At 64.8% G+C, this 19,488-nt stretch carries 19 protein-coding genes; 10 read left to right on the forward strand and 9 right to left on the reverse strand.

Going from position 1 to position 19,488, the window contains the following annotated elements; genetic code table 11:
- Positions 1-114: 114 nt before the first annotated feature.
- Positions 115-987, forward strand: a complete 873-nt coding sequence (locus H3Z74_RS19135) for a class I SAM-dependent methyltransferase (RefSeq protein WP_187761139.1) — start codon at positions 115-117, stop codon at positions 985-987.
- Positions 988-1,005: 18 nt separating this feature from the next.
- Here the strand turns inward: H3Z74_RS19135 and H3Z74_RS19140 are convergent, their stop codons facing one another.
- From H3Z74_RS19140 to H3Z74_RS19150, 3 genes are read right to left on the reverse strand one after another with little or no spacing between them, the layout of a single operon-like run.
- On the reverse strand, positions 1,006-1,650 hold the full coding sequence (locus H3Z74_RS19140) for a heme exporter protein CcmB (RefSeq protein ID WP_187761140.1): 645 nt from the start codon (positions 1,648-1,650) through the stop codon (positions 1,006-1,008).
- Complete coding sequence (ccmA, locus tag H3Z74_RS19145; RefSeq protein ID WP_187764411.1) at positions 1,641-2,231, reverse strand: heme ABC exporter ATP-binding protein CcmA; 591 nt, start codon at positions 2,229-2,231, stop codon at positions 1,641-1,643. The genes H3Z74_RS19140 and ccmA overlap by 10 nt, the downstream gene beginning before the upstream one ends.
- 2 nt (positions 2,232-2,233) lie before the next feature.
- Positions 2,234-2,653, reverse strand: a complete 420-nt coding sequence (locus H3Z74_RS19150) for a metallopeptidase family protein (protein WP_187761141.1) — start codon at positions 2,651-2,653, stop codon at positions 2,234-2,236.
- 49 nt (positions 2,654-2,702) lie between these two features.
- On the opposite strand from H3Z74_RS19150, the gene H3Z74_RS19155 reads away from it, so the two are divergent.
- Positions 2,703-3,002, forward strand: a complete 300-nt coding sequence (locus H3Z74_RS19155) for a 4a-hydroxytetrahydrobiopterin dehydratase (RefSeq protein ID WP_187761142.1) — start codon at positions 2,703-2,705, stop codon at positions 3,000-3,002.
- Between the two features lie 29 nt (positions 3,003-3,031).
- Here the strand turns inward: H3Z74_RS19155 and H3Z74_RS19160 are convergent, their stop codons facing one another.
- The gene (locus H3Z74_RS19160) at positions 3,032-3,838 is read right to left on the reverse strand and encodes an SDR family oxidoreductase (RefSeq protein WP_187761143.1); all 807 of its coding nucleotides are present in this window, start codon (positions 3,836-3,838) and stop codon (positions 3,032-3,034) included.
- Between the two features lie 483 nt (positions 3,839-4,321).
- Between H3Z74_RS19160 and H3Z74_RS19165 the strand changes: the two genes are divergently transcribed.
- Entirely contained in the window at positions 4,322-5,113 is a 792-nt protein-coding gene (locus H3Z74_RS19165) for an ATP-binding cassette domain-containing protein (RefSeq protein WP_187761144.1), read from the forward strand.
- Positions 5,110-6,645, forward strand: a complete 1,536-nt coding sequence (locus H3Z74_RS19170; RefSeq protein WP_187761145.1) for an ABC transporter permease/substrate-binding protein — start codon at positions 5,110-5,112, stop codon at positions 6,643-6,645. Before H3Z74_RS19165 ends, H3Z74_RS19170 begins: the two co-directional genes overlap by 4 nt.
- A 162-nt stretch (positions 6,646-6,807) precedes the next feature.
- On the opposite strand, the gene H3Z74_RS19175 is transcribed toward H3Z74_RS19170, so the two are convergent.
- The 4 genes from H3Z74_RS19175 to H3Z74_RS19190 all read right to left on the reverse strand — a co-directional run bounded on the left by H3Z74_RS19175 (position 6,808) and on the right by H3Z74_RS19190 (position 11,768).
- The gene (locus H3Z74_RS19175; RefSeq protein WP_187761146.1) at positions 6,808-8,100 is read right to left on the reverse strand and encodes a dihydrolipoamide acetyltransferase family protein; all 1,293 of its coding nucleotides are present in this window, start codon (positions 8,098-8,100) and stop codon (positions 6,808-6,810) included.
- Between the two features lie 100 nt (positions 8,101-8,200).
- On the reverse strand, positions 8,201-9,205 hold the full coding sequence (locus tag H3Z74_RS19180) for an alpha-ketoacid dehydrogenase subunit beta (protein WP_187764412.1): 1,005 nt from the start codon (positions 9,203-9,205) through the stop codon (positions 8,201-8,203).
- A gap of 65 nt (positions 9,206-9,270) precedes the next feature.
- The gene (locus tag H3Z74_RS19185; RefSeq protein ID WP_187761147.1) at positions 9,271-10,560 is read right to left on the reverse strand and encodes a 3-methyl-2-oxobutanoate dehydrogenase (2-methylpropanoyl-transferring) subunit alpha; all 1,290 of its coding nucleotides are present in this window, start codon (positions 10,558-10,560) and stop codon (positions 9,271-9,273) included.
- 203 nt (positions 10,561-10,763) lie between these two features.
- On the reverse strand, positions 10,764-11,768 hold the full coding sequence (locus H3Z74_RS19190) for a fumarylacetoacetate hydrolase family protein (protein ID WP_187761148.1): 1,005 nt from the start codon (positions 11,766-11,768) through the stop codon (positions 10,764-10,766).
- Between the two features lie 199 nt (positions 11,769-11,967).
- Between H3Z74_RS19190 and H3Z74_RS19195 the strand changes: the two genes are divergently transcribed.
- From H3Z74_RS19195 to H3Z74_RS19220, 6 genes are all read left to right on the forward strand, one after another.
- Entirely contained in the window at positions 11,968-13,119 is a 1,152-nt protein-coding gene (locus H3Z74_RS19195; RefSeq protein WP_187761149.1) for an acyl-CoA dehydrogenase family protein, read from the forward strand.
- Between the two features lie 220 nt (positions 13,120-13,339).
- Positions 13,340-14,065: a CDP-alcohol phosphatidyltransferase family protein gene (locus H3Z74_RS19200; protein WP_187761150.1), complete on the forward strand. Its 726-nt coding sequence runs from the start codon at positions 13,340-13,342 to the stop codon at positions 14,063-14,065.
- A 75-nt stretch (positions 14,066-14,140) separates the two neighbouring features.
- On the forward strand, positions 14,141-15,235 hold the full coding sequence (locus tag H3Z74_RS19205) for an inositol-3-phosphate synthase (RefSeq protein ID WP_187761151.1): 1,095 nt from the start codon (positions 14,141-14,143) through the stop codon (positions 15,233-15,235).
- Entirely contained in the window at positions 15,232-15,939 is a 708-nt protein-coding gene (locus H3Z74_RS19210; RefSeq protein ID WP_229726682.1) for a phosphocholine cytidylyltransferase family protein, read from the forward strand. The genes H3Z74_RS19205 and H3Z74_RS19210 overlap by 4 nt, the downstream gene beginning before the upstream one ends.
- Before the next feature lie 102 nt (positions 15,940-16,041).
- Positions 16,042-17,487 (forward strand): amidohydrolase, encoded by a 1,446-nt coding sequence (locus tag H3Z74_RS19215; RefSeq protein ID WP_390901782.1) that lies wholly within the window; start codon positions 16,042-16,044, stop codon positions 17,485-17,487.
- Positions 17,484-18,782: an amidohydrolase family protein gene (locus H3Z74_RS19220; protein WP_187761152.1), complete on the forward strand. Its 1,299-nt coding sequence runs from the start codon at positions 17,484-17,486 to the stop codon at positions 18,780-18,782. The genes H3Z74_RS19215 and H3Z74_RS19220 overlap by 4 nt, the downstream gene beginning before the upstream one ends.
- A 43-nt stretch (positions 18,783-18,825) precedes the next feature.
- Here H3Z74_RS19220 and H3Z74_RS19225 read toward each other — a convergent pair whose 3' ends face one another.
- The gene (locus H3Z74_RS19225) at positions 18,826-19,386 is read right to left on the reverse strand and encodes a sugar O-acetyltransferase (RefSeq protein WP_187761153.1); all 561 of its coding nucleotides are present in this window, start codon (positions 19,384-19,386) and stop codon (positions 18,826-18,828) included.
- Between the last annotated feature and the right edge of the window lie 102 nt (positions 19,387-19,488).

The following is a 19,488-nucleotide window of genomic DNA, read 5'->3' on the forward strand; positions in this document are numbered from 1 at the left end:
TAACCATCCGTTCGGGCTGAGCTTGTCGAAGCCCCGTCCTTCTTTTGCGGGACGTCGGAAAAGCAAGAACGGCCCTTCGACAAGCTCAGGGCGAACGGAAAGCAAGGTAAGGGCATGAACCTCACCACCCTGATCGGCGAGCCCTGGGCGGATTACGGCCTGATCGATTCGGGCCATGGCCGCAAGCTCGAGCGCTATGGCCGCTTCCGCTTCATCCGGCCCGAGGGGCAGGCATTATGGGCGCCCGCCAACCCCGACTGGCGCGCGCAGGGCGAGTTCGTGCCCGGATCCGACGAGGATGGCGGCGGTCGCTGGGAGTATAATGAGCCGGTGCCGCGCGAGGGCTGGCCGCTCAAATGGGACGGCGTCACCTTCACCGCGCAGAACACGCCGTTCCGCCATCTCGGCTTCTTCCCCGACATGGCGCCGGTGTGGAGCTGGATGCGCGAACGCGTGGCCGGGGTCGAGGCGCCAGAATGCCTCAATTTGTTCGGTTATACCGGCGTCGGCACGCTGGCGATGGCCGACAAGGGCGTGAAGATGGTCCATGTCGATGCATCGAAGAAATCGGTCGAGGCGGCGCGCGCCAATGCCGCGCTGTCGGGGATGAGCGACAAGCCGGTGCGCTGGATGATCGACGATTGCACCAAGTTCGTCGCGCGCGAGGTGCGACGCGGACGGCGTTACGACGGCATCCTGCTCGACCCGCCGAAATATGGTCGTGGGCCGGAGGGCGAAGTGTGGAAGCTGGAGGAAGGCTTGCCCAACCTGATCGCCGACTGCCGCAAGCTGCTGGACGCCGACTCACGCTTTCTGTTCCTCACCGTCTATGCCGTGCGCATGTCGGCGCTGGCGATCGGCGAGCTGCTGCGCCAGGCCTTTGCCGATCTTGGCGGCACGGTCGAGGCGGGCGAGCTGGTCGTGCGCGAGGAAGCGCGCGGGTTGCTGCTGCCGACGGCGATCTTCGCGCGGTGGTCACAAGACTGACAAACTGACCTCCCGTTGTCAGTCCATCCCTGCGCGGATCGCCGCGCCGGCGACGAACGGCGCCCCGGCAAGCAGCACCAGGCTGACCGCGGCGAGCAGCTTTACCGCGCCCGGGCCGCCCTCGATCGAGCCGGCACCGAAGATCAGCAGCGGGACGGCGAGCGGCAGCATCACCAGCCCGGCCACCGCGCTCGCGCCACGCACGCCGGTGACCAGCGCCGAGGTCGCGACCGCCAGCGCAGCGAGGCCGGGCGTACCGATCAGCAGCCCGAGTTCGACCGCCAGCAGCGTTTCGAGCGGCAAGCCGAGCAGACCGGCGGCGATGATCGCGGCAAGCATCAGCGGCGGGCCGAAGCTCAGCCAGTGCGCCGCAATCTTCGCGGCGGCGACGGTCGCCATGCTCACGCCGCGGACCGCAAGCTGATCGAGCACGCCTGTATCGGCATCGGGACCGACCAGCCGCTCGACCGGCAACAATGCGGCAAGCAGCGCAGCGGCCCAGATCACACCGCCACCAACGCGAGCGAGCAGCACGGCATCGGGCCCGATCGCGAAGGGGAAAAGGATCGCGACAAGCAGGAAAAAGGCGACCACCAGCGTCACGCCACCGCCCGCCCAGGCGCGGCGCAGGTCGCGCAGGATCAGCGCGGCGATCATGCCCATCTCTCCAGCATAATCGCCTGCGCGTCGGGTACGGCGATCGGCAGATGCGTCGCGACCAGCACGATGCCGCCCAGCGCCCGGTGCGCGGCAATCGCCGCCTCGAGCAGGCCGATCGCCCCGGCATCAAGGCCATTGGCGGGTTCGTCGAGCAGCCAGATCCCCGCCCCGCTCGCCGCAACCCGCGCCAGCGCGGCGCGACGACGCTGGCCGGTCGAGAGCAGGCGGACCGGCACATCGTGCAAGACGGCGAGATCGAACGCCGCAAGCGCTGCGCCGATTCCTTCAGGCCGCCCGTCGATCGACGCCCAGAAACCCAGCGCCCGACCCAGCGTCAGATCCTGATCGAGCGCGCTAGCCTCGGTCAGCAAGGCCCGGTCGCCACGCACATCGATCCGGCCCGAAGCCGGTTGCAGCAGTCCGGCCGCGACGCGCACCAGGCTCGACTTGCCTACGCCGTTCGGCCCGGTGACGAGCAGCGCCTCACCCGGCTTCAATGCGAACGACAGGTCCTCGAACAGGGGCCGTCCACCCCGCGCGCACGCCACAGCATGGAAAGCGAGCCCGTCATCCTGGCGGGACAGGCTCAACTGGCCGCTTCCTCCAGCGCGTGCATGTCCGCGTCGGACAGGCCGAAATGATGCCCGATCTCATGGATCATGACATGGCTCACCAGCGCGTCGAGCCCGACCCCGGTCTCGACCCATTCCTCCAGGATCGCGCGACGGTAGAGATGGATGCGATCGGGCAGCGAGCCCGATTCCATCGACGATTTCTCGCCCAGCGGCCGGCCGTGATAGAGGCCGGTCAGGTCGAGCGGATGTTCGATGCCGAGCGCGTCGAGCGTCTCCTCATCGGCGAGCTCCTCGACGATCAGCACGACATCGCCGAGATGCGCGCGAAACGCCTCGGGCAGGCTTTCCAGCGTGCGGAGCGCGATGTCCTCGATCGCTTTTGCGTCGGGTGCCCGGAATTCTCCCGGGTTGGGTTGATCGGGTGTAACCATCGGCTATGCCATAAGGCCAAGGCGCAAATGGCGCCAGCAGGAGGAAGCCGTGACGGGGACGATCGAGCCGCTCAGCGAAGAGGACCGCGTCGAAGCGCTCGATGCGCTGGACGAGTGGGATTATGACGAGGCGCGCGACGCGATCACGCGCACCATCACCTTTGCCGATTTCAGCGAAGCGTTCGCCTTCATGACCCGCGTCGCGCTGCTCGCCGAAAAGGCCGACCATCACCCCGAATGGTCGAACGTGTGGAACCGGGTCGAGATATTGCTGACCACGCACGACGCCGGCGGTCTGTCGCACCGCGACGTGGACATGGCCGAGGCGATCGACGGGTTGGTGGGGTAATCCTCCCCGTTCCGGGGAGGATTTATCTGCTACTCCGCTGCCGCGCCGACACCGCGACGCATCATCTTGCGCAGCTTGCCGGGCATCCAGCGCGCGGCAAAGGCCATGCGGTGGGCGGTCTTGCCGACATAGGTATGGACCTTGTCGCCATGCACCGCGTCCCAGGCCGCCTGCGCCACCACATCAGCCGAGGTCAGTTCAAGCCCTGCCCCGGTCACCGTCTCGCGGATCGAGCGGTTCGAGCCACCGGCGGGCGAGTTGAGCAACGGGGTTTCGATAAAGGCCGGCACGATCGCGCGGACCTTGATGCCGTCGGCTGCCCATTCGCCGTCGAGCGCCTCGGTCAGTGCGCGCACGCCGAACTTGGTCGCGGAATAGGGCGCAAGGCCGGCCGAGCCGTAGATTGCCGAGGCCGACGCGGTGTTGAGCAGGCAGGAACCGGGCGTGCGGGCAAGATAGGCATGACCGATCTTCGCACCGTTCAGCACTCCCATCAGGTTGATCGAAACAGTGCGGTCCATATCGTCGAAACTCATCTGCGCGATCGGCCCGCCGGTACCGATCCCGGCATTGTTGAACAACACGTCGAGCCGCCCGCCGCTGGTCGCGGTGAAGGCATCGAGATTGGCGACCCAGGCATCGCGATCGCGCACGTCCATCTGATAGGTCGAGACCATGCCTGCCGGCAGCATCGCCGCGGTGTCGGCGAGGCCAGCGGTGTTGACGTCGGCGAGCCCGACCCGCCAGCCACGCGACGCGAACAGGATCGCCGTCGCCCGCCCGATTCCCGATCCGCCACCAGTGATGAAGATCGCCTGCTGCACGCCGTCCGCCATCCTGCTTCCCTCTTCGCTCCGGTACCGGCGCTGTTCCGGCACCCATCGTGTCAATTTCGCGGCGATCTATGCGGAACGGGAGCGCGTTGGACAAGCCGGGGATTGCATCGCCGCGTCTTAACGGGCGTCGGGCATCTCCCTGTTACTCCCTGATCCTCCCTGTTTTCGCCGGATGGTATTTTTTCGCAGAATTTCTCCCTGTTATGTTGGAGGTTGGCAGGAAAATAGCTGATCATTTTCAGTATCTTGACCCGCAATCTCCCTGTTATTCAAAGAACAGGGAGCGACGGCATGATAACAGGGAGATTTTCCTCCCTGTTATCGCAAAAACAGTGAGCGTTCACAGCACCGGACCGTTTCCTCCCGAGAAAGAGCGTGAGTGGCCGCCGAATCGCGGCCGCGCAGTCCTGCGCTGGCACGGCAGCCGCCGATGTTGAATCGCGTTCGTTGACGCGTCGCCGCTCCTCCCGCACAGTCTCGCCGATGCCAGAGAACCCCAAGCCCGGTCCTTCGGTCGCGTTCGACGGCGTGACCAAATCCTATCCGGGCGGAACGACCGCGGTCGATGCGGTGTCGGTCGAGATCGCTGCGGGCAGTTTCGTCGCGCTGGTCGGCGCATCGGGATCGGGCAAATCGACGCTGCTCAAGATGATCAACCGGCTGATCGAGCCGAGCGCAGGCAATGTCGCCATCGCCGGTGAAGCGGTGCTAGCCGTCGAACCGCACGCGCTGCGCCGGCGGATCGGCTATGTGTTCCAAAATATCGGCCTGTTCCCGCATCTGAGCGTGGCCGACAATATCGCGATCGGGCTGAAGCTGTCGAACGCGGGCGACAAGGCGAGCCAGGCGGCGCGCGTCGCCGAATTGCTCGACCTGGTCGATCTGCCCGCCGGCTTTGCCGTGCGCATGCCCGACGCGCTGTCGGGCGGGCAGCGCCAGCGAGTCGGCGTGGCGCGGGCATTGGCCACTGCGCCGGGATTGATGCTGATGGATGAGCCGTTCGGCGCGCTCGACCCGGTGACGCGCGACCAGCTCGGCGTGGCGATCCGCGCGCTGCACGACCGGCTCGGGCTGACCACGATCATGGTCACGCACGACATGGCCGAGGCGCTGCTGCTCGCCGACCGGGTGCTGGTGATGGAAGCGGGGAAGATCGTCGCCGACGCCACGCCACGTGAGCTGCTGGCCGGCAAGGGCGGTGCGGCCGCCGATGCGCTGGTCGCGGTGCCGCGCGAACAGAGCCGCCGCCTGATCGCGCTGGAGCGCGGCGCATGAACGGCCCGTTCTTCGCCGCGTTCGCGCGGGTGCCCGACCTGCTTGCCGCGCATCTGCTGCTCGCCGCGTCGGCGCTGGCGCTCGGGCTGGTGATCAGCCTGCCGCTGGCGATCTGGTCGGCGCGGCGGCCGCTGATCGCGCGGGTCGCGCTTGGCTTTGCCAGCCTGGTCCAGACCATTCCGTCGCTGGCGCTGCTGGCGCTCTTCTATCCCCTGCTGCTGTCGCTCTCGACGCTGATCGGCGGCGGCATTCCGGCATTGGGCTTCCTGCCCTCATTGCTCGCGCTGACGCTCTATGCGCTGCTGCCGATTCTGCGGAACGGCGTGACCGGGCTGATCGGGCTCGATCCGGCGGTGATCGAGGCCGCTGATGGGGTCGGCATGACCGCCTGGCAGAAATTGCGCTTGGTCGAGGCCCCTCTGGTCGCACCGGTGCTGATGGCCGGCATCCGCACCGCCGCAGTATGGACGATCGGCGCCGCGACGCTCTCGACCACGGTCGGCCAGCCAAGCCTGGGCGACATGATCTTTGCCGGGCTGCAGACGCAGAACTGGGCGCTGGTGCTGGCCGGCTGTCTCAGCGCGGCGGCGCTGGCGCTGGCGGTCGATGCACTACTCGGCGTGATCGAGCATGGCATCGCCGCGCGCAAGAAACTGCGCGTATGGATTGCAGGCGGCGTGCTGGCGCTTGGCGTGGTCGCGGCGCTGGCGCCAATGTGGCCGCGCGGCGGTGAGACGGTGGTGGTCGGCGCAAAGGGCTTTTCGGAGCAATATATCCTGGCCCGGCTGATCGGGCACAGGCTGGAAAAGGCCGGATATCGCGTCGAATATCGCGAAGGGCTCGGATCGGTCGTTGCGTTCCACGCGACCGCTGGCGGCGATGTCGATGCCTATGTCGATTATTCGGGCACGATCTGGACCAACGAAATGAAGCGCAACGACGTGCCGCCGCGCGACGCGATCGTGGCGGGGGTCGGCGCCTGGGCGATGAAGCAGCATGGCGTGCGTCTGCTCGGCAACCTCGGGTTCGAGAACAGCTATGCCTTTGCGATGCGCAGCGCCGATGCGACGCGACGCGGCGTGACGAGCATCGCCGACCTGACCGCGATCGCGCCGGGGCTGAAGCTCGCCACCGATATCGAGTTTCTCGAACGGCCCGAATGGGCGGCGGTGCGCAAGGCGTACGGCCTGCGCTTCGCCTCGGCCCAGCCCTATCAACCGACCTTCATGTACCGCGCGCTGACCAGCGGCACTGCCGATGTCATTCCAGCCTTCTCTTCCGACGGACGGATCGCGGCGGACAAATTGACCGTGCTCACCGACCCCAAGGGCGCGATTCCCGGCTATGATGCGATTCTGCTGCTTGCGCCACGCCGGGCGCAGGATGCGCGCTTCGCTGCGGCGTTGCAGCCGCTGATCGGCAAGGTACCGGTCGAGGCCATGCGCGAGGCGAACTATATGGTCGACCGTGATGCCGACAAGGCGTCACCGGAAGAGGCCGCGCGCTGGCTGGAGAAAAAGCTCGGGCTGTAAACGCAGCAGCGGATTGGCCCTCCCCATCCGTTCGTTTCGAGCGAAGTCGAGAAACCCCGCGCGGCGCTTATGGCTGTTTCTCGACTTCGCTCGAAACGAACGGGAGAGAGAGAGGTAGGACTTTCGGGACCCACCTCCTACCCTTCTTCGCGTTACGCGGGATCAGCTGGCAAAAAGCAGCACCGGGGTTTCGAGATATTTCTTCAGCCCCTGGACGAAGCTTGCTGCATCCCAGCCGTCGACCACGCGGTGATCGCAGCTGATCGACAGGTTCATCAGCTTGGCGCGGCGAATCTCATCGCCGTCAAAAACCGGGCGCTCAACAATCTTGTTGGGGCCGATGATCGCGACCTCGGGCCGGTTGATCACCGGCGTGGTGGCGATGCCGCCGAGCGGTCCGAGCGAGGTGATGGTCAGGGTCGAGCCTGACAATTCCTCGACCTTGGCCTTGCCGGTACGCGCGGCCTCGGCAAGGCGGGCGATCTCGGTCGCGAGTTGCCAGACATTGCGGTCCTGCGCATCACGGATCACCGGGACCATCAGGCCGGCCGGAGTCTGAGTCGCCATGCCGAGATGGATCTGGCCGTGACGCGTGACAACGCCGGCCTCATCGTCGTAGCGCGCATTGATCATCGGGAAATCGGGGATGGTCTTGCAGATCGCGACGATCAACAGTGGCAACATGGTCAGCTTGGGCCGGCCGCCGCGATTATTGTTGAGATCGGCGCGCATCTCCTCAAGCGCGGTCACGTCAATCTCGTCGACATAGGTGAAGTGCGGAATGGCGCGCTTCGACGCGGCCATATTCTCCGCGATCTTGCGGCGCATGCCGATGACCTTGATCGGCTCATCGGCGCGCGCATTGCTGGCATGTGGAGCTTGATAGCCCTGGCCCGAACCGTAGCGCAGGAACGCGTCGAGATCAGAGTGGCGCACCCGGTCGCCCTCGGTCTTCACCTGCGTGAGATCGATGCCGAGATCCGCCGCACGGGCACGGACGGCGGGTGAGGCGAGCGCGTGGAGAACCGGCGCGCTTGCAGCAGCCGGCGTGTCGGCGACCGGCGCTTCGACAGGCTCAGCGCGAACGGGAGGGGGAGCCGGCGTTTCCGCGATCTCTTCCGCACCGGGATTTTCCGCACCCATCTGCTCGGCGACATCCTGCGCCAGTTCCGCGCGGGCCGCTGCATCGCTCGCCGGGACGTGATCCTCGGCCGCGTCGGTTTCGATCACCACCAAGGGCGAGCCGATCGACACCTGGTCGCCGACTTCGCCGGCCAGCGCGATCACCGTGCCGGAGACGGGCGATTCCATCTCGACCGTCGCCTTGTCGGTCATCATGTCGGCCAAGCCCTGATCTTCCTCGACCCGGTCACCGACCTTGACGTGCCACGCGACGATCTCCGCCTCGGAAATGCCTTCGCCGATATCGGGCAGTTTGAATTCGAAGCGTGCCATCCCAGTCATCCGTTCGTTTCGAGCGAAGTCGAAAAAACCTGTATCCAGCCCCGCCTTTCGACTTCGCGGCATCAGCGCGCGGGGTGGGTCGTCCGGGAGCCTAGTCCCGCATCACTTTCTTCAGCGCCTCGCCGATCCGCACCGGTCCGGGGAAATACGCCCATTCCAGGCTGTGCGGATACGGCGTGTCAAAGCCGGTCACGCGCTCGATCGGTGCTTCGAGATGATAGAAGCAGCGTTCCTGCACCAGCGCCGACAGCTCTGCACCGAAGCCGCCGGTGCGTGTCGCCTCGTGCACGATCATGCAGCGGCCGGTCTTCTTCACCGACGCCTCGATCGTCTCGATGTCGAGCGGCACCAGGGTGCGCAGATCGATGATCTCGGCATCGACACCGGCATCGGTCACCACCGCCATGCAGACATGCACCATGGTGCCGTAAGCCAGGATGGTCAGCGCGTCGCCGGCACGGACGATGTTCGCCTTGCCCAGCTCGATCTTGTAATAGCCGGTCGGCACTTCGCCGGCCGGATGTTTCGACCAGTTTTGCGACGGGCGATCCCAATGGCCGTCGAACGGGCCGTTATAGATGCGCTTCGGTTCGAAGAAGAGCGTTGGATCATTGTCCTCGATCGCCGCGATCAGCAGCCCCTTCGCGTCGTATGGCGTCGACGGGATCACCGTCTTGATCCCGGACACATGGGTGAAGATGCCCTCCGGGCTCTGCGAATGCGTCTGGCCACCGAAGATGCCGCCGCCGAATGGCGAGCGCACCGTGATCGGCGCGGTAAATTCGCCGTCCGAGCGATAGCGCAGCCGCGCCGCTTCCGACACGAGCTGATCGAGCGCGGGATAGATATAATCGGCGAACTGGATTTCGGGCACCGGGCGCAAGCCATAGGCGCCCATGCCGACCGCGACGCCGATGATGCCGCATTCGGTGATCGGCGTGTCGAACACGCGGGTCTTGCCGAATTTTTCCTGCAAGCCGGCGGTGGCGCGAAACACGCCGCCGAAATAGCCGACATCCTCGCCCATCACGATCACGTTCGGATCGCGCGCCATGACCACTTCCATCGCGGAATTGATCGCCTGGATCATGTTCATGCGGGTGGTTTCACCGCCAAGCGCAGGCTCGCCGGCGTCTGCCGCGATGGTTTCGATCGTCTCACTCATGACTTGCGTGCCCATGGGCGGCCCGAGGCCGTTTCTTCAGCGATCATCTGCGCCTGCTGCTCGCGCAGGTGCCACGGCATTTCCTCGAACACGCCATCGAACAGCGAATCGAGCGGCTGGTGCAGGCCATGGCCGAGAATACCGTTCTTCTCGGCTTCCTTCTGGGCCGCCTTCACATCCTCGGCGAGTTGCTTGTCCTGCGCGGCATGGCGCTCCTCGTCCCATTCGCCGATCGCGATGAGATGATCCTTCAGGCGCTTGATCGGATCGCCGAGCGGCCAGGCGGTCGGCTCGCCTTCGGAGCGGTACTGGCCGGGATCGTCGGAGGTCGAATGCCCTTCGGCGCGATAGGTGAAATGCTCGATCAGGGTCGGACCCTGATTGGTACGGGCGCGCTCCGCAGCCCAGGCGGTCGCGGCATAGACGGCGAGCGCGTCATTGCCGTCGACCCTGAGGCCGGCAATGCCATAGCCGACCGCGCGCGCCGCAAAGGTGGTCGATTCAGCGCCGGCAAAGCCGGAAAAGCTCGAAATCGCCCATTGGTTGTTGACCACGTTGAAGATCACCGGTGCGCGGTAGACGCTGGCGAAGGTGCAGGCGGAATGGAAATCACCCTCCGCGGTCGAGCCTTCGCCGCACCAGGTCGCGGCAATGCGCGTGTCGCCCTTGGCGGCGCTCGCCATCGCCCAGCCGACGGCCTGGGGATATTGCGTGGCGAGATTGCCCGAGATCGAGAAGAAGCCGGCTTCCTTGACCGAATACATGATCGGCAGCTGCTTGCCCTGCAGCCGGTCGCCGCGGTTGGAATAGATCTGGTTCATCATGTCGACCATGCTCCATCCCCGCGCGATCAGCAGGCCCTGCTGGCGATAGGAAGGGAAGCACATGTCTTCATAATCGAGCGCAAAAGCGGCGGAGACGGCGACCGCTTCCTCCCCGGTGCACTTCATGTAGAAGCTGGTCTTGCCCTGGCGCTGCGCCCGGAACATGCGCTCGTCGAACGCGCGCACCAGCGCCATGCTGCGGAGCAGCGCGCGCAGCGTGTCCGGCGACAGGCGCGGATTCCACGAGCCGACCGCCTGATTTTCATGGTCGAGCACACGCACGAGTTCATAGGCGAGGTCGATAAAGCTGTCGGCGGGATCGGCGATGTCGGGACGACGGACCGAGCCGGCCGCGGGAATCGCCACTTCGGTGAAGTCGACCGCGTCGCCGGGGCGGAACTTGGGCTCCGGCACGTACAGCGACAAAGGTTTCAGATTGGCGCGCGGAATGTCGCTTGCCATGGCCTCTCCAGTCTTTTCGGCGTTGCCCCTGGTCTGAGCAAACGCGTGGAATCGATGATCGTCCCCTTGTTATAAAATTTCAACGCGCTTGGCGAGTGTCCCGCCGTGCCGCCACTGTGCCAATCGTGTCGTTTCGTTCTCCGATCGGGTCGGAGTGCGTGTCTCGGCCGGACACGCACTCCTTTCCCGCCCCATCAGGGTCCTCAGCCGCCGACGGTCTGTTCAATCACACCAAAGATCGCGTGATGCTTGTCGTCCTCGGCCCAGATGCGCACCGTGTCGCCCTTGGTCAGGAACGGCGTGATGGGTTTCCCGCCCTTGATCGTTTCGACCGTGCGCACTTCGGCAAGGCAGGAATAGCCGACTCCGCCCTCGGCGATCGGCTTGCCCGGGCCGCCGTCGCTGCCGCGATTCGACACCGTGCCGGACCCGATGATCGTGCCAGCGCCGAGCGCGCGCGACTTGGCGGCATGAGCGATCAGGGTGCCGAAATCGAACGTCATGTCCTCGCCTGCCTCAGCGCGACCGAACGGCTTGCCGTTGAGATCGACCATCAGCTTGCGGTGGAGCTTGCCGTCCTTCCACCAATCGCCGAGCGCGTCGGGGGTCACGAACACCGGCGAGAAAGCACTGGCCGGCTTTGACTGGAAGAAGCCGAATCCCTTGGCGAGTTCGCCCGGGATCAGGTTGCGCAGCGACACGTCGTTGGTCAGCCCGACCAGCCGGACTGCGGCCAGCGCTTCTTCGCGAGTCGCGCCGAGCGGCACATCGCCGGTCACCACCACCACTTCGCCCTCCAGGTCGCAGCCCCATGCCTCGTCGGCGAGCGGGATCGGATCGCGCGGCCCGAGAAAGCCGTCCGAGCCGCCCTGGTACATCAGCGGGTCGTGCCAGAAGGTCTCGGGCATTTCCGCCGCACGTGCCTGACGCACGAGCGCGACATGGTTCACATAGGCGGAGCCATCGGCCCATTGATACGCCCGCGGCAGCGGCGAGGCGGCGTCCTTTTCATGGAAGCGCCGCATCGGGATCATTTCATGTTCGAGATCGGTGGCGAGATTCTGCAGGTCGGGCAACAGCCGGTCCCAGTCGTCGAGCGCTCCTTGCAGTGTGGGGACGATATGGCTGGCATCGGCGTACCAGGCGAGGTCATTGGAGACGATGACGAGTTTCCCGTCGCGCCCGTGCTTGAGGCTGGCCAGTTTCATGGGGTCTCCTAGGTTCTATTCTCGAACGCGACCATAGCCCTCCCCGTCATTCCCGCGAAAGCGGGAATACCGCTTTCTTCTCCCCGACCACGAAAAAGGCAGCGGGATCCCCGCTTTCGCGGGGATGACGTCTTGGGTTGACGCGGACGTAACCTCACAGCACACCGCTCAAAACGAGTTGCAAGAGAGGACTTAACCGATGCTCGACGCCATTCCCGGCCGCTTCGCCTATAATGAAGATCATGAGGCGTTCCGCCAGACGGTACGCAGCTTCCTGCAGAAGGAAGGCGTGCCCAATGTCGGCGAATGGGAGGAAAAGCGACTCGTCCCCAAGGAATTCTGGCGTAAGGCCGGCGAGATCGGCATGCTGTGCCCGACCGTGCCGGAGGAATATGGCGGGCTGGGTCTCGATTTCGGCTATAATTCGATCGTCAATGAAGAGCTTGCCTATAATGGCGTGCCGGCCGGCTTCACGCTGCATAGCGACATCGTCTGCGACTATATCGTCGCTTATGGCTCCGAGGAGCAAAAGGCGCACTGGCTGCCGCGCTTCGTGTCGGGCGAGACGATCACCGCGATCGCGATGACCGAGCCGGGCACCGGATCCGACCTGCAGGCGATCCGCACCTCGGCCAAGAAGGACGGCAATCATTATGTCGTCAACGGCTCCAAGACCTATATCACCAATGGCCAGAATGCCGACCTGATCCTGGTCGTCGCCAAGACCGACCCCGACGCCAAACCGGCCTATAAGGGCATGTCGATCCTGCTGATCGAAAGTGATCGCGAGGGTTTCAAGCGCGGACGCAAGCTCGACAAGATCGGGCAGGACGCCGCCGACACGTCGGAATTGTTCTTCGAAGATGTCCGCGTGCCGATGACCAATTGCCTGGGCGAGGAAGGCAAGGGCTTCATCTATCTGATGAGCCAGCTGCCGCAGGAGCGGCTGTCGATCGCGGTCGGAACGCAGGCCTCGTCGCAAAAGGCGTTCGACGAAACGGTCGAATTCACCAAAAGCCGCAAGGCCTTTGCCGGCATGGTGTTCGATTTCCAGAATACGCGCTTCGTGCTCGCCGATCTGAAATCCAAGTTGCAGGTCGGCTGGGCGCATCTCGACTGGGCAATCGCGCGGCACCTGAAGGGCGAGCTGACCCCGGTCGAGGGCGCCGCCGCGAAACTATGGCACACCGAGCTACAATGGGAGGTGATGGATAAATGCCTGCAACTGCATGGCGGTGCCGGTTATATGAACGAATATCCCATCGCCCGGATGTGGCGCGCGGCGCGGGTCAGCCGGATCTACGGCGGAACCAACGAGATCATGAAAGAGTTGATCGGGCGGAGTCTGTAACGGCCGTGCCGCGAAAAGCCGTTACGGCGGTGGCGTATTGGCTACGTCACCGTTCGTCGCGTCGTCTCTTGCAAAAACACTGTCATGTCGGCATGACGGCGATCCGATGACACCCCCAACGCCTGACGGCACCCGAGACAGGCGGATAGAAGATCCAACCAATCTCTGGCTGATCCATCCCACCGCTCGGCGGCTCCTCCCGGTAGCGCTTGCATGGCGCGTGTCCGCCAATGCGGTATCGTTCATTGGCCTTGTCCTCGGCATCGGGGCCGCGATCGCCTATTGGAACTGGGATACGCCGCTTGCTGCGGTCATCGGCCTGATCCTGTCGATCGGCTGGCTGATCGCCGATGGTCTGGACGGCATGGTGGCACGCGCGACGCAGACCGCCAGCGCCTTTGGCCGTCTGCTCGACGGCATTTGCGACCATGGCGTGTTCATCCTCATCTATGTCGTGATCGCGACGTCGATCGGCACCGGCGAAGGCTGGGCGCTGGCGGTCGTCGCCGGTGCCGCCCATATCGTCCAGTCCAGCCTGTACGAGGCGGAACGCGCCCGTTTCCACCGCCGCGTACGGGGAGATTCGGGCGAGTCGCCGCCGGCGCGAACTGGCGGCCTGCTCGAGCGCGGCTATGACGCGATCTCGCACGGGGTCGATCGAGTCGCGGGCCGGTTCGATCAGGCGCTCCGGTCAAGCCGCGATCCGGCACGCTTTGGCGTGGATTATGGCCTGCGCGCCGCACCGGTGATGAAATTGATGGCGCTGGAAAGCGCCAATATGCGCGTTCTGGCGATCTTCGTCGCCTGCCTGATCGGAAATCCCCGCTTGTTCTGGTGGTTCGAGATCGTACCGTTAACCCTCTTGATCATTGCCACGCTCGTCTGGCATCGGCGCGTCGAAGCCGACCTGGTGCATCCAGGTGGCGCCGCACCCGTGAATACATGACCATCGGCACCTATATGGTCGCCATCCGCTACACCATCATTTGAACATTTGAATATCGAAGGGGCTACCTCAACCATGAAAACCATCAATGTCGCAGTGATCGGCATCGGCAACTGCGCCAGCTCGCTGGTCCAGGGTCTGGCATTCTACCACAAGGGGTCGAACGACCATGTCGGCCTGATGCATTGGGACCTGGGCGGCTACAAGCCGAGCGACATCAAGGTCGTCGCAGCCTGGGACGTCGATACGCGCAAGGTCGGCGTCGACGTGTCCGACGCGATCTTCGCCAAGCCGAACTGCACCGCGGTGTTCTGCGCCGATGTCCCGCCGAGCGGCGTCAAGGTGAAGATGGGCAATGTGCTCGACGGCGTGGCCGACCATATGGCCGACTATGCCGATGACCGCACTTTCATCGTCGCCGACCTGCCCCAGCCGACCAAGGCCGAAGTCGTCGCCGCGCTGCGCGAGAGCAAGGCCGACGTGCTGATGAACTATCTGCCGGTCGGCAGCCAGAAGGCGACCGAATTCTACGCCGAATGCGCGCTCGAAGCGGGCGTCGCCTTCGTCAACAACATCCCCGTCTTCATCGCCAGCGACGCCGTCTGGGCGAAGCGTTTCGAAGATGCCGGCGTGCCGATCGTCGGTGACGACATCAAGGCGCAGCTCGGCGCGACGATCGTCCACCGCGTGCTGACCGACCTGTTCGCCAAGCGTGGCGTGAAACTCGACCGCACCTATCAGCTCAACACCGGCGGCAACACCGACTTCCTCAACATGTCGAACCATCGCCGCCTGGAATCGAAGAAGATCTCCAAGACCGAAGCGGTGCAATCGGTCGCGGCCGAGCGCCTGACCGACGACAATGTGCATATCGGCCCGAGCGACTATGTCGCGTGGCAGAATGACAACAAGGTCTGCTTCCTGCGCATGGAAGGCCAGATGTTCGGCGGCGTGCCGATGAACCTGGAACTGCGCCTCTCGGTCGAGGACAGTCCGAACTCCGCCGGCGTCGCGATCGACATGATCCGCTGCGCGAAGCTCGCCAGCGACCGCGGCATGGGCGGCCCGATCCATCCGGCATCGGCCTATTTCTGCAAGCATCCTCCGATCCAGATGACCGACGATCTGGCGCAGCTCGCGGTTGAAGACTTCATCGCCGCCGCTGCGTGAATCGAATAACCACTGCGGTCCTGCTCGCGGCGGGCGCCGGCACGCGCCTGCGCTCCGCCGCCGAGTCCAAACCGCTGTGCGTCGTTGGCGGCAAACCGCTGATCGACCATGCAATCGAACGCATGGCGACAGCGGGGATCCGCCGCGTCATCGTCACCACCGGCTACCGTGCCGAAGCGATCGAGGCGCATCTTGCCGCGCGCGACTGGCCGGTCACGGTCGAAACCGCGCTGACCGCCGACTGGCGCCAGCCCAATGGCGTGTCCGCCCTGGCCGCCGCGCCGTTGCTGGCGGGCGAAGCGACGCTGCTTGCGATGTGCGACCATCTCGTCGATCCGGCACTCTATGCGCGCATGGCCGATGCCGGCGCGGGTGACGGGCTCAACCTCGGCATCGATCGCCGGCTTGGCCATCCCTGGGTCGATCCCGACGACGTGACCTTTGTTGCGACCGAAGGCGATCGAATCATCGCGATCGGCAAGGGCATGGCGCCGCACGATTGTTACGACACCGGCGTGTTCGCGGTCGGAGTGCCCTTCTTCGCCGCACTCGAGACATTGGCCGAACCGTCGATCACCGATGCGGTCCGCCTGCTCGCCGCCGGCGGCGGTGCCGGCGTGGTCGATTGCAGCGATATCGACTGGATCGACGTCGATGATCCAAAGGCGCTCGCCGCCGCCGAAACATGGCTCGCGGGCAGCTGATTTTCGCAAACCAGCGGTTGACACGACGGTTGACACAGGGCCCGCGCTAACGGATTCGTGCCGCTTCCCGGGACGACACCGGATTGAATAACAGGGGGCGTAATGGCGGACGGGTTTCGGGCGGCACACTGGCTGCGTACCGCGACGATGGCATGTGCGGGCGCAGCGATGCTCTCGGCCTGCGCCACAGACGCCAATGCCGACAAGCCGAAGAGCGCGAGCAGCTCGGCCAAGTCCACGCCGGGCAAGAGTTATAGCCGCGATCCCTATCCATCGACCTACAAAGCCTATCCGGGCGCGCCGACTTTGGTCACCAACGTCACGATCTTCGACGGCGAAGGCGGCAGTATCGCCAGGGGCCAGGTGCTGTTCGCCGACGGCAAGATCGTCGCAGTCGGTGAGACCGTCACCGCACCCGAGGGCGCGACGGTGATCGACGGCACCGGCAAGGTCGTCACCCCCGGCATCATCGATATCCACAGCCATCTCGGCGACTATCCCTCGCCCGGGGTGGAAGCCAATTCCGACGGTAATGAAGCGACCGGACCGGTCACCGCCGATGTCTGGGCGGAGCATAGCGTCTGGCCGCAGGATCCGGGGTTCAGCCGTGCGCTCGCCAATGGCGGGGTCACCACGCTGCAGATCCTGCCCGGATCGGCCAACCTGATGGGTGGCCGGTCAGTCGTGCTCAAGAATGTCTATGCCCGCACCGTGCAGGGGATGAAATTCCCCGGCGCACCCTATGGCCTGAAAATGGCGTGCGGCGAGAATCCCAAGCGCGTCTATGGCAGCAAGGGCCGTCAGCCCTCGACCCGGATGGGCAATATCGCGGTCGATCGCCAGACCTGGGCCAAGGCGGTCGAGTATAAGCGCAAATGGGACAAGTACGAGAAGGACGGTGGCGACGCGCCGACGCGTGACATCGCGATGGACACGCTGCGCGGCGTGCTCGACGGCGAAATCCTCGTCCAGAATCACTGCTACCGCGCTGACGAAATGGCCATCGTCATGGATATGGCCAAGGAGTTCGGCTATCATGTCGCGGCGTTCCACCATGCGGTCGAAGCCTATAAGATCGGCGACCTGTTGAAGCAGAACGGCACCTGCGCGGCGGTATGGGCCGACTGGTGGGGCTTCAAGATGGAAAGCTATGACGCGATCAGCGAGAATCTCGCGCTGCTGCAAAAGGCCGGCGCGTGCGCGATGATCCATAGCGATGACGAGAATGGCATTCAGCGGCTCAATCAGGAAGTGGCCAAGGCGCTCGCCGCCGGGCGACGCGCGGGGATCGACATTTCGGACGCGGTGGCGTGGGAATGGCTGACGATCAACCCGGCCAAGGCGCTCGGCATCGCTGACCGCACCGGCAGCCTGAAAGCCGGCAAGATGGCCGATGTCGTGCTGTGGAACGGCAATCCGTTCAGCGTCTATTCGCGCCCCGAAAAGGTCTGGATCGACGGCGCCCTGCTCTACGACGCGACCAACCCCAAACTCAGGCCGGTGTCCGATTTCGAGCTTGGCCAACCTGGTGCTGGAGATGTGAAGTGAAGCGCCTCCTGCTCTGCGCCGTGGCATTCACGACAACCCCGGCAGCCGCCCAATCGGTGGCGATCGTCAATGCGAAGCTGGTGATCGGCGACGGCTCCGCCCCGATCGAGGGCGGCACGGTAGTGGTACGCGACGGCAAGGTGATCGCGGCCGGCGCGCATATCGCGGTGCCGGCGGGCGTGGACACGGTCGATGCCGGTGGTCGCTGGGTCACGCCGGGCATCGTCGCCGGCTTCACTCGCATGGGCATCATCGAAGTCGATGGCGTGTCGCAGACCAATGATTCGGGCGCATCGAGCAGCCCGTTCCACGCCGCGATCGATATCGCACCGGCGGTCAATCCCAAGTCGAGCTCGATCCCGCTCAATCGCGCCGAGGGCGTAACCCGCGCGATCGTCGCGCCGGACAATAATGGCTCGGTCTTCGCGGGCATGGGCGCAGTGATCGATCTCGGAGCGGACCGCGACGCAGTGACTCGCGCCCGCGCTTTCCAGTTCATGGAATATGGCGAATCCGGCGCACGTGCCGGCGGCGGCAGCCGCGCCTCGGCGATCCTGCAGTTCCGCAATGCACTGATCCAGGCGAGGGATTATGCGCGCAACCCGGCTGGCTATGCCGATCTCGGCAAGGATGCGCTGCTCACCCGCGCCGATGCCGAGGCGCTGGGCGCTGTGGCGAGCGGGCGCATGCCGCTGCTGATCCATGTCGAGCGGGCGTCCGACATATTGGTGCTGCTCGACCTGAAGCGGGAAATGCCTGCGCTGAAACTGGTGCTGGTCGGTGCGGCGGAGGGCTGGACCGTCGCGCCCCAGATCGCCGCGGCGCATGTGCCGGTGATCGCCAGCGCGCTGACCGACCTGCCCGCTTCGTTCGAGCAGCTCGGATCGACTCAGTCGAACATCGGCCGGATGAAGGCAGCGGGCGTGCAGGTCGGCATCGGCATGATCAACGACAATGAAGCGCGCCAGGCGCGGCTCGAGAAGCAATATGCCGGCAACCTCGTCGCATTGACGAAACTGCCTGGTGCGACCGGGCTTGACTGGAACAGCGCCTTTGCCGCGATCAGCTCGATCCCGGCAGAGGTGATCGGCCTGGGCGGCGAAATCGGCTCGCTGCGCCCCGGGCGGCGCGGCGATGTGGTGATCTGGAGCGGCGACCCACTCGAACTCGATACGGCAGCGCTCAGCGTCTGGATCGATGGGGTCAAGCAACCACTCGAGACGCGCCAGGGCATGCTGCGCGATCGCTATCTGGTGCCGCAGGAAGGCGCGTTGCCCAAGGCGTATCAGCGCTGAGGGCAGGAGGCTGCCGGCTGGAACGAACCTTCGCGGATGCCTTTCACTCGCCACCGATCGATCGGATGATTCGTGCCGGATTCCCTCCGACAAAGCTATTCGGGGGAACGTCATGAGTGACGACCGAACCGGCAGCCACAACAGAGTTTTCGCCAATCGTCACCCCGCCGATGATCGTGACGCAAGCTGCGATCCACACATTCCTCTCAATCACGATGGGCTTTGCGATTACGAAGGCGCGTCGCTGAGAAGGTTCGATGGGATGGCCCGATGTGATGATGCTCACGTTCGGACCGATCATCACGTCATCGGCGATATCAATCCCGCCAAGGTCGTACATGGTGCAATTCTGGTTGATGAACACGTTGCGCCCAACGCGGATATTCTCGCCGCCGGTCGTGTAGAATGGCGGGATCAACGAAAAGCCGTCGTCCACCTTCCTGCCGATCAAATCGCTGAACACGGCCCGGATTGCGTCCGCATCGTCATATGCCAAACGATTGAGCGCCGGGGTGAGCGCCATCGCCCGCTTGACGCTCGCCACCATGGCCGCAGATTCCGGCGTTCTCCTGTGAATGATCCTGGTGCCGTCCTCGTGCGACATTGTCTATTATCCTCGGGCTGCGGTTGAATATGCATTCGACGCACAAGGGCGGCATCGAGCTTCGCCGAGCATAGCGGCAAATCGGAAGGGCCGGAATCCACC

The organism is Sphingomonas alpina, assembly GCF_014490665.1.
Taxonomy (GTDB): Bacteria; Pseudomonadota; Alphaproteobacteria; order Sphingomonadales; family Sphingomonadaceae; genus Sphingomonas; species Sphingomonas alpina.

Excerpts from the sequence above, each read along its gene's own strand:
- H3Z74_RS19185 (WP_187761147.1), bottom strand. The coding sequence starts at position 10,560 with ATGGCAAGCGACATTCCGCGCGCCAATCTGAAACCTTTGTCGCTGTAC.
- H3Z74_RS19175 (WP_187761146.1), bottom strand. The coding sequence starts at position 8,100 with ATGGCACGCTTCGAATTCAAACTGCCCGATATCGGCGAAGGCATTTCC.
- H3Z74_RS19165 (WP_187761144.1), top strand. The coding sequence starts at position 4,322 with ATGCCAGAGAACCCCAAGCCCGGTCCTTCGGTCGCGTTCGACGGCGTG.
- H3Z74_RS19190 (WP_187761148.1), bottom strand. The coding sequence starts at position 11,768 with ATGAAACTGGCCAGCCTCAAGCACGGGCGCGACGGGAAACTCGTCATC.
- H3Z74_RS19225 (WP_187761153.1), bottom strand. The coding sequence starts at position 19,386 with ATGTCGCACGAGGACGGCACCAGGATCATTCACAGGAGAACGCCGGAA.
- H3Z74_RS19170 (WP_187761145.1), top strand. The coding sequence starts at position 5,110 with ATGAACGGCCCGTTCTTCGCCGCGTTCGCGCGGGTGCCCGACCTGCTT.
- H3Z74_RS19160 (WP_187761143.1), bottom strand. The coding sequence starts at position 3,838 with ATGGCGGACGGCGTGCAGCAGGCGATCTTCATCACTGGTGGCGGATCG.
- H3Z74_RS19205 (WP_187761151.1), top strand. The coding sequence starts at position 14,141 with ATGAAAACCATCAATGTCGCAGTGATCGGCATCGGCAACTGCGCCAGC.
- H3Z74_RS19150 (WP_187761141.1), bottom strand. The coding sequence starts at position 2,653 with ATGGTTACACCCGATCAACCCAACCCGGGAGAATTCCGGGCACCCGAC.
- H3Z74_RS19135 (WP_187761139.1), top strand. The coding sequence starts at position 115 with ATGAACCTCACCACCCTGATCGGCGAGCCCTGGGCGGATTACGGCCTG.
- H3Z74_RS19195 (WP_187761149.1), top strand. The coding sequence starts at position 11,968 with ATGCTCGACGCCATTCCCGGCCGCTTCGCCTATAATGAAGATCATGAG.
- H3Z74_RS19140 (WP_187761140.1), bottom strand. The coding sequence starts at position 1,650 with ATGGGCATGATCGCCGCGCTGATCCTGCGCGACCTGCGCCGCGCCTGG.
- H3Z74_RS19180 (WP_187764412.1), bottom strand. The coding sequence starts at position 9,205 with ATGAACATGATCCAGGCGATCAATTCCGCGATGGAAGTGGTCATGGCG.
- H3Z74_RS19215 (WP_390901782.1), top strand. The coding sequence starts at position 16,042 with ATGGCGGACGGGTTTCGGGCGGCACACTGGCTGCGTACCGCGACGATG.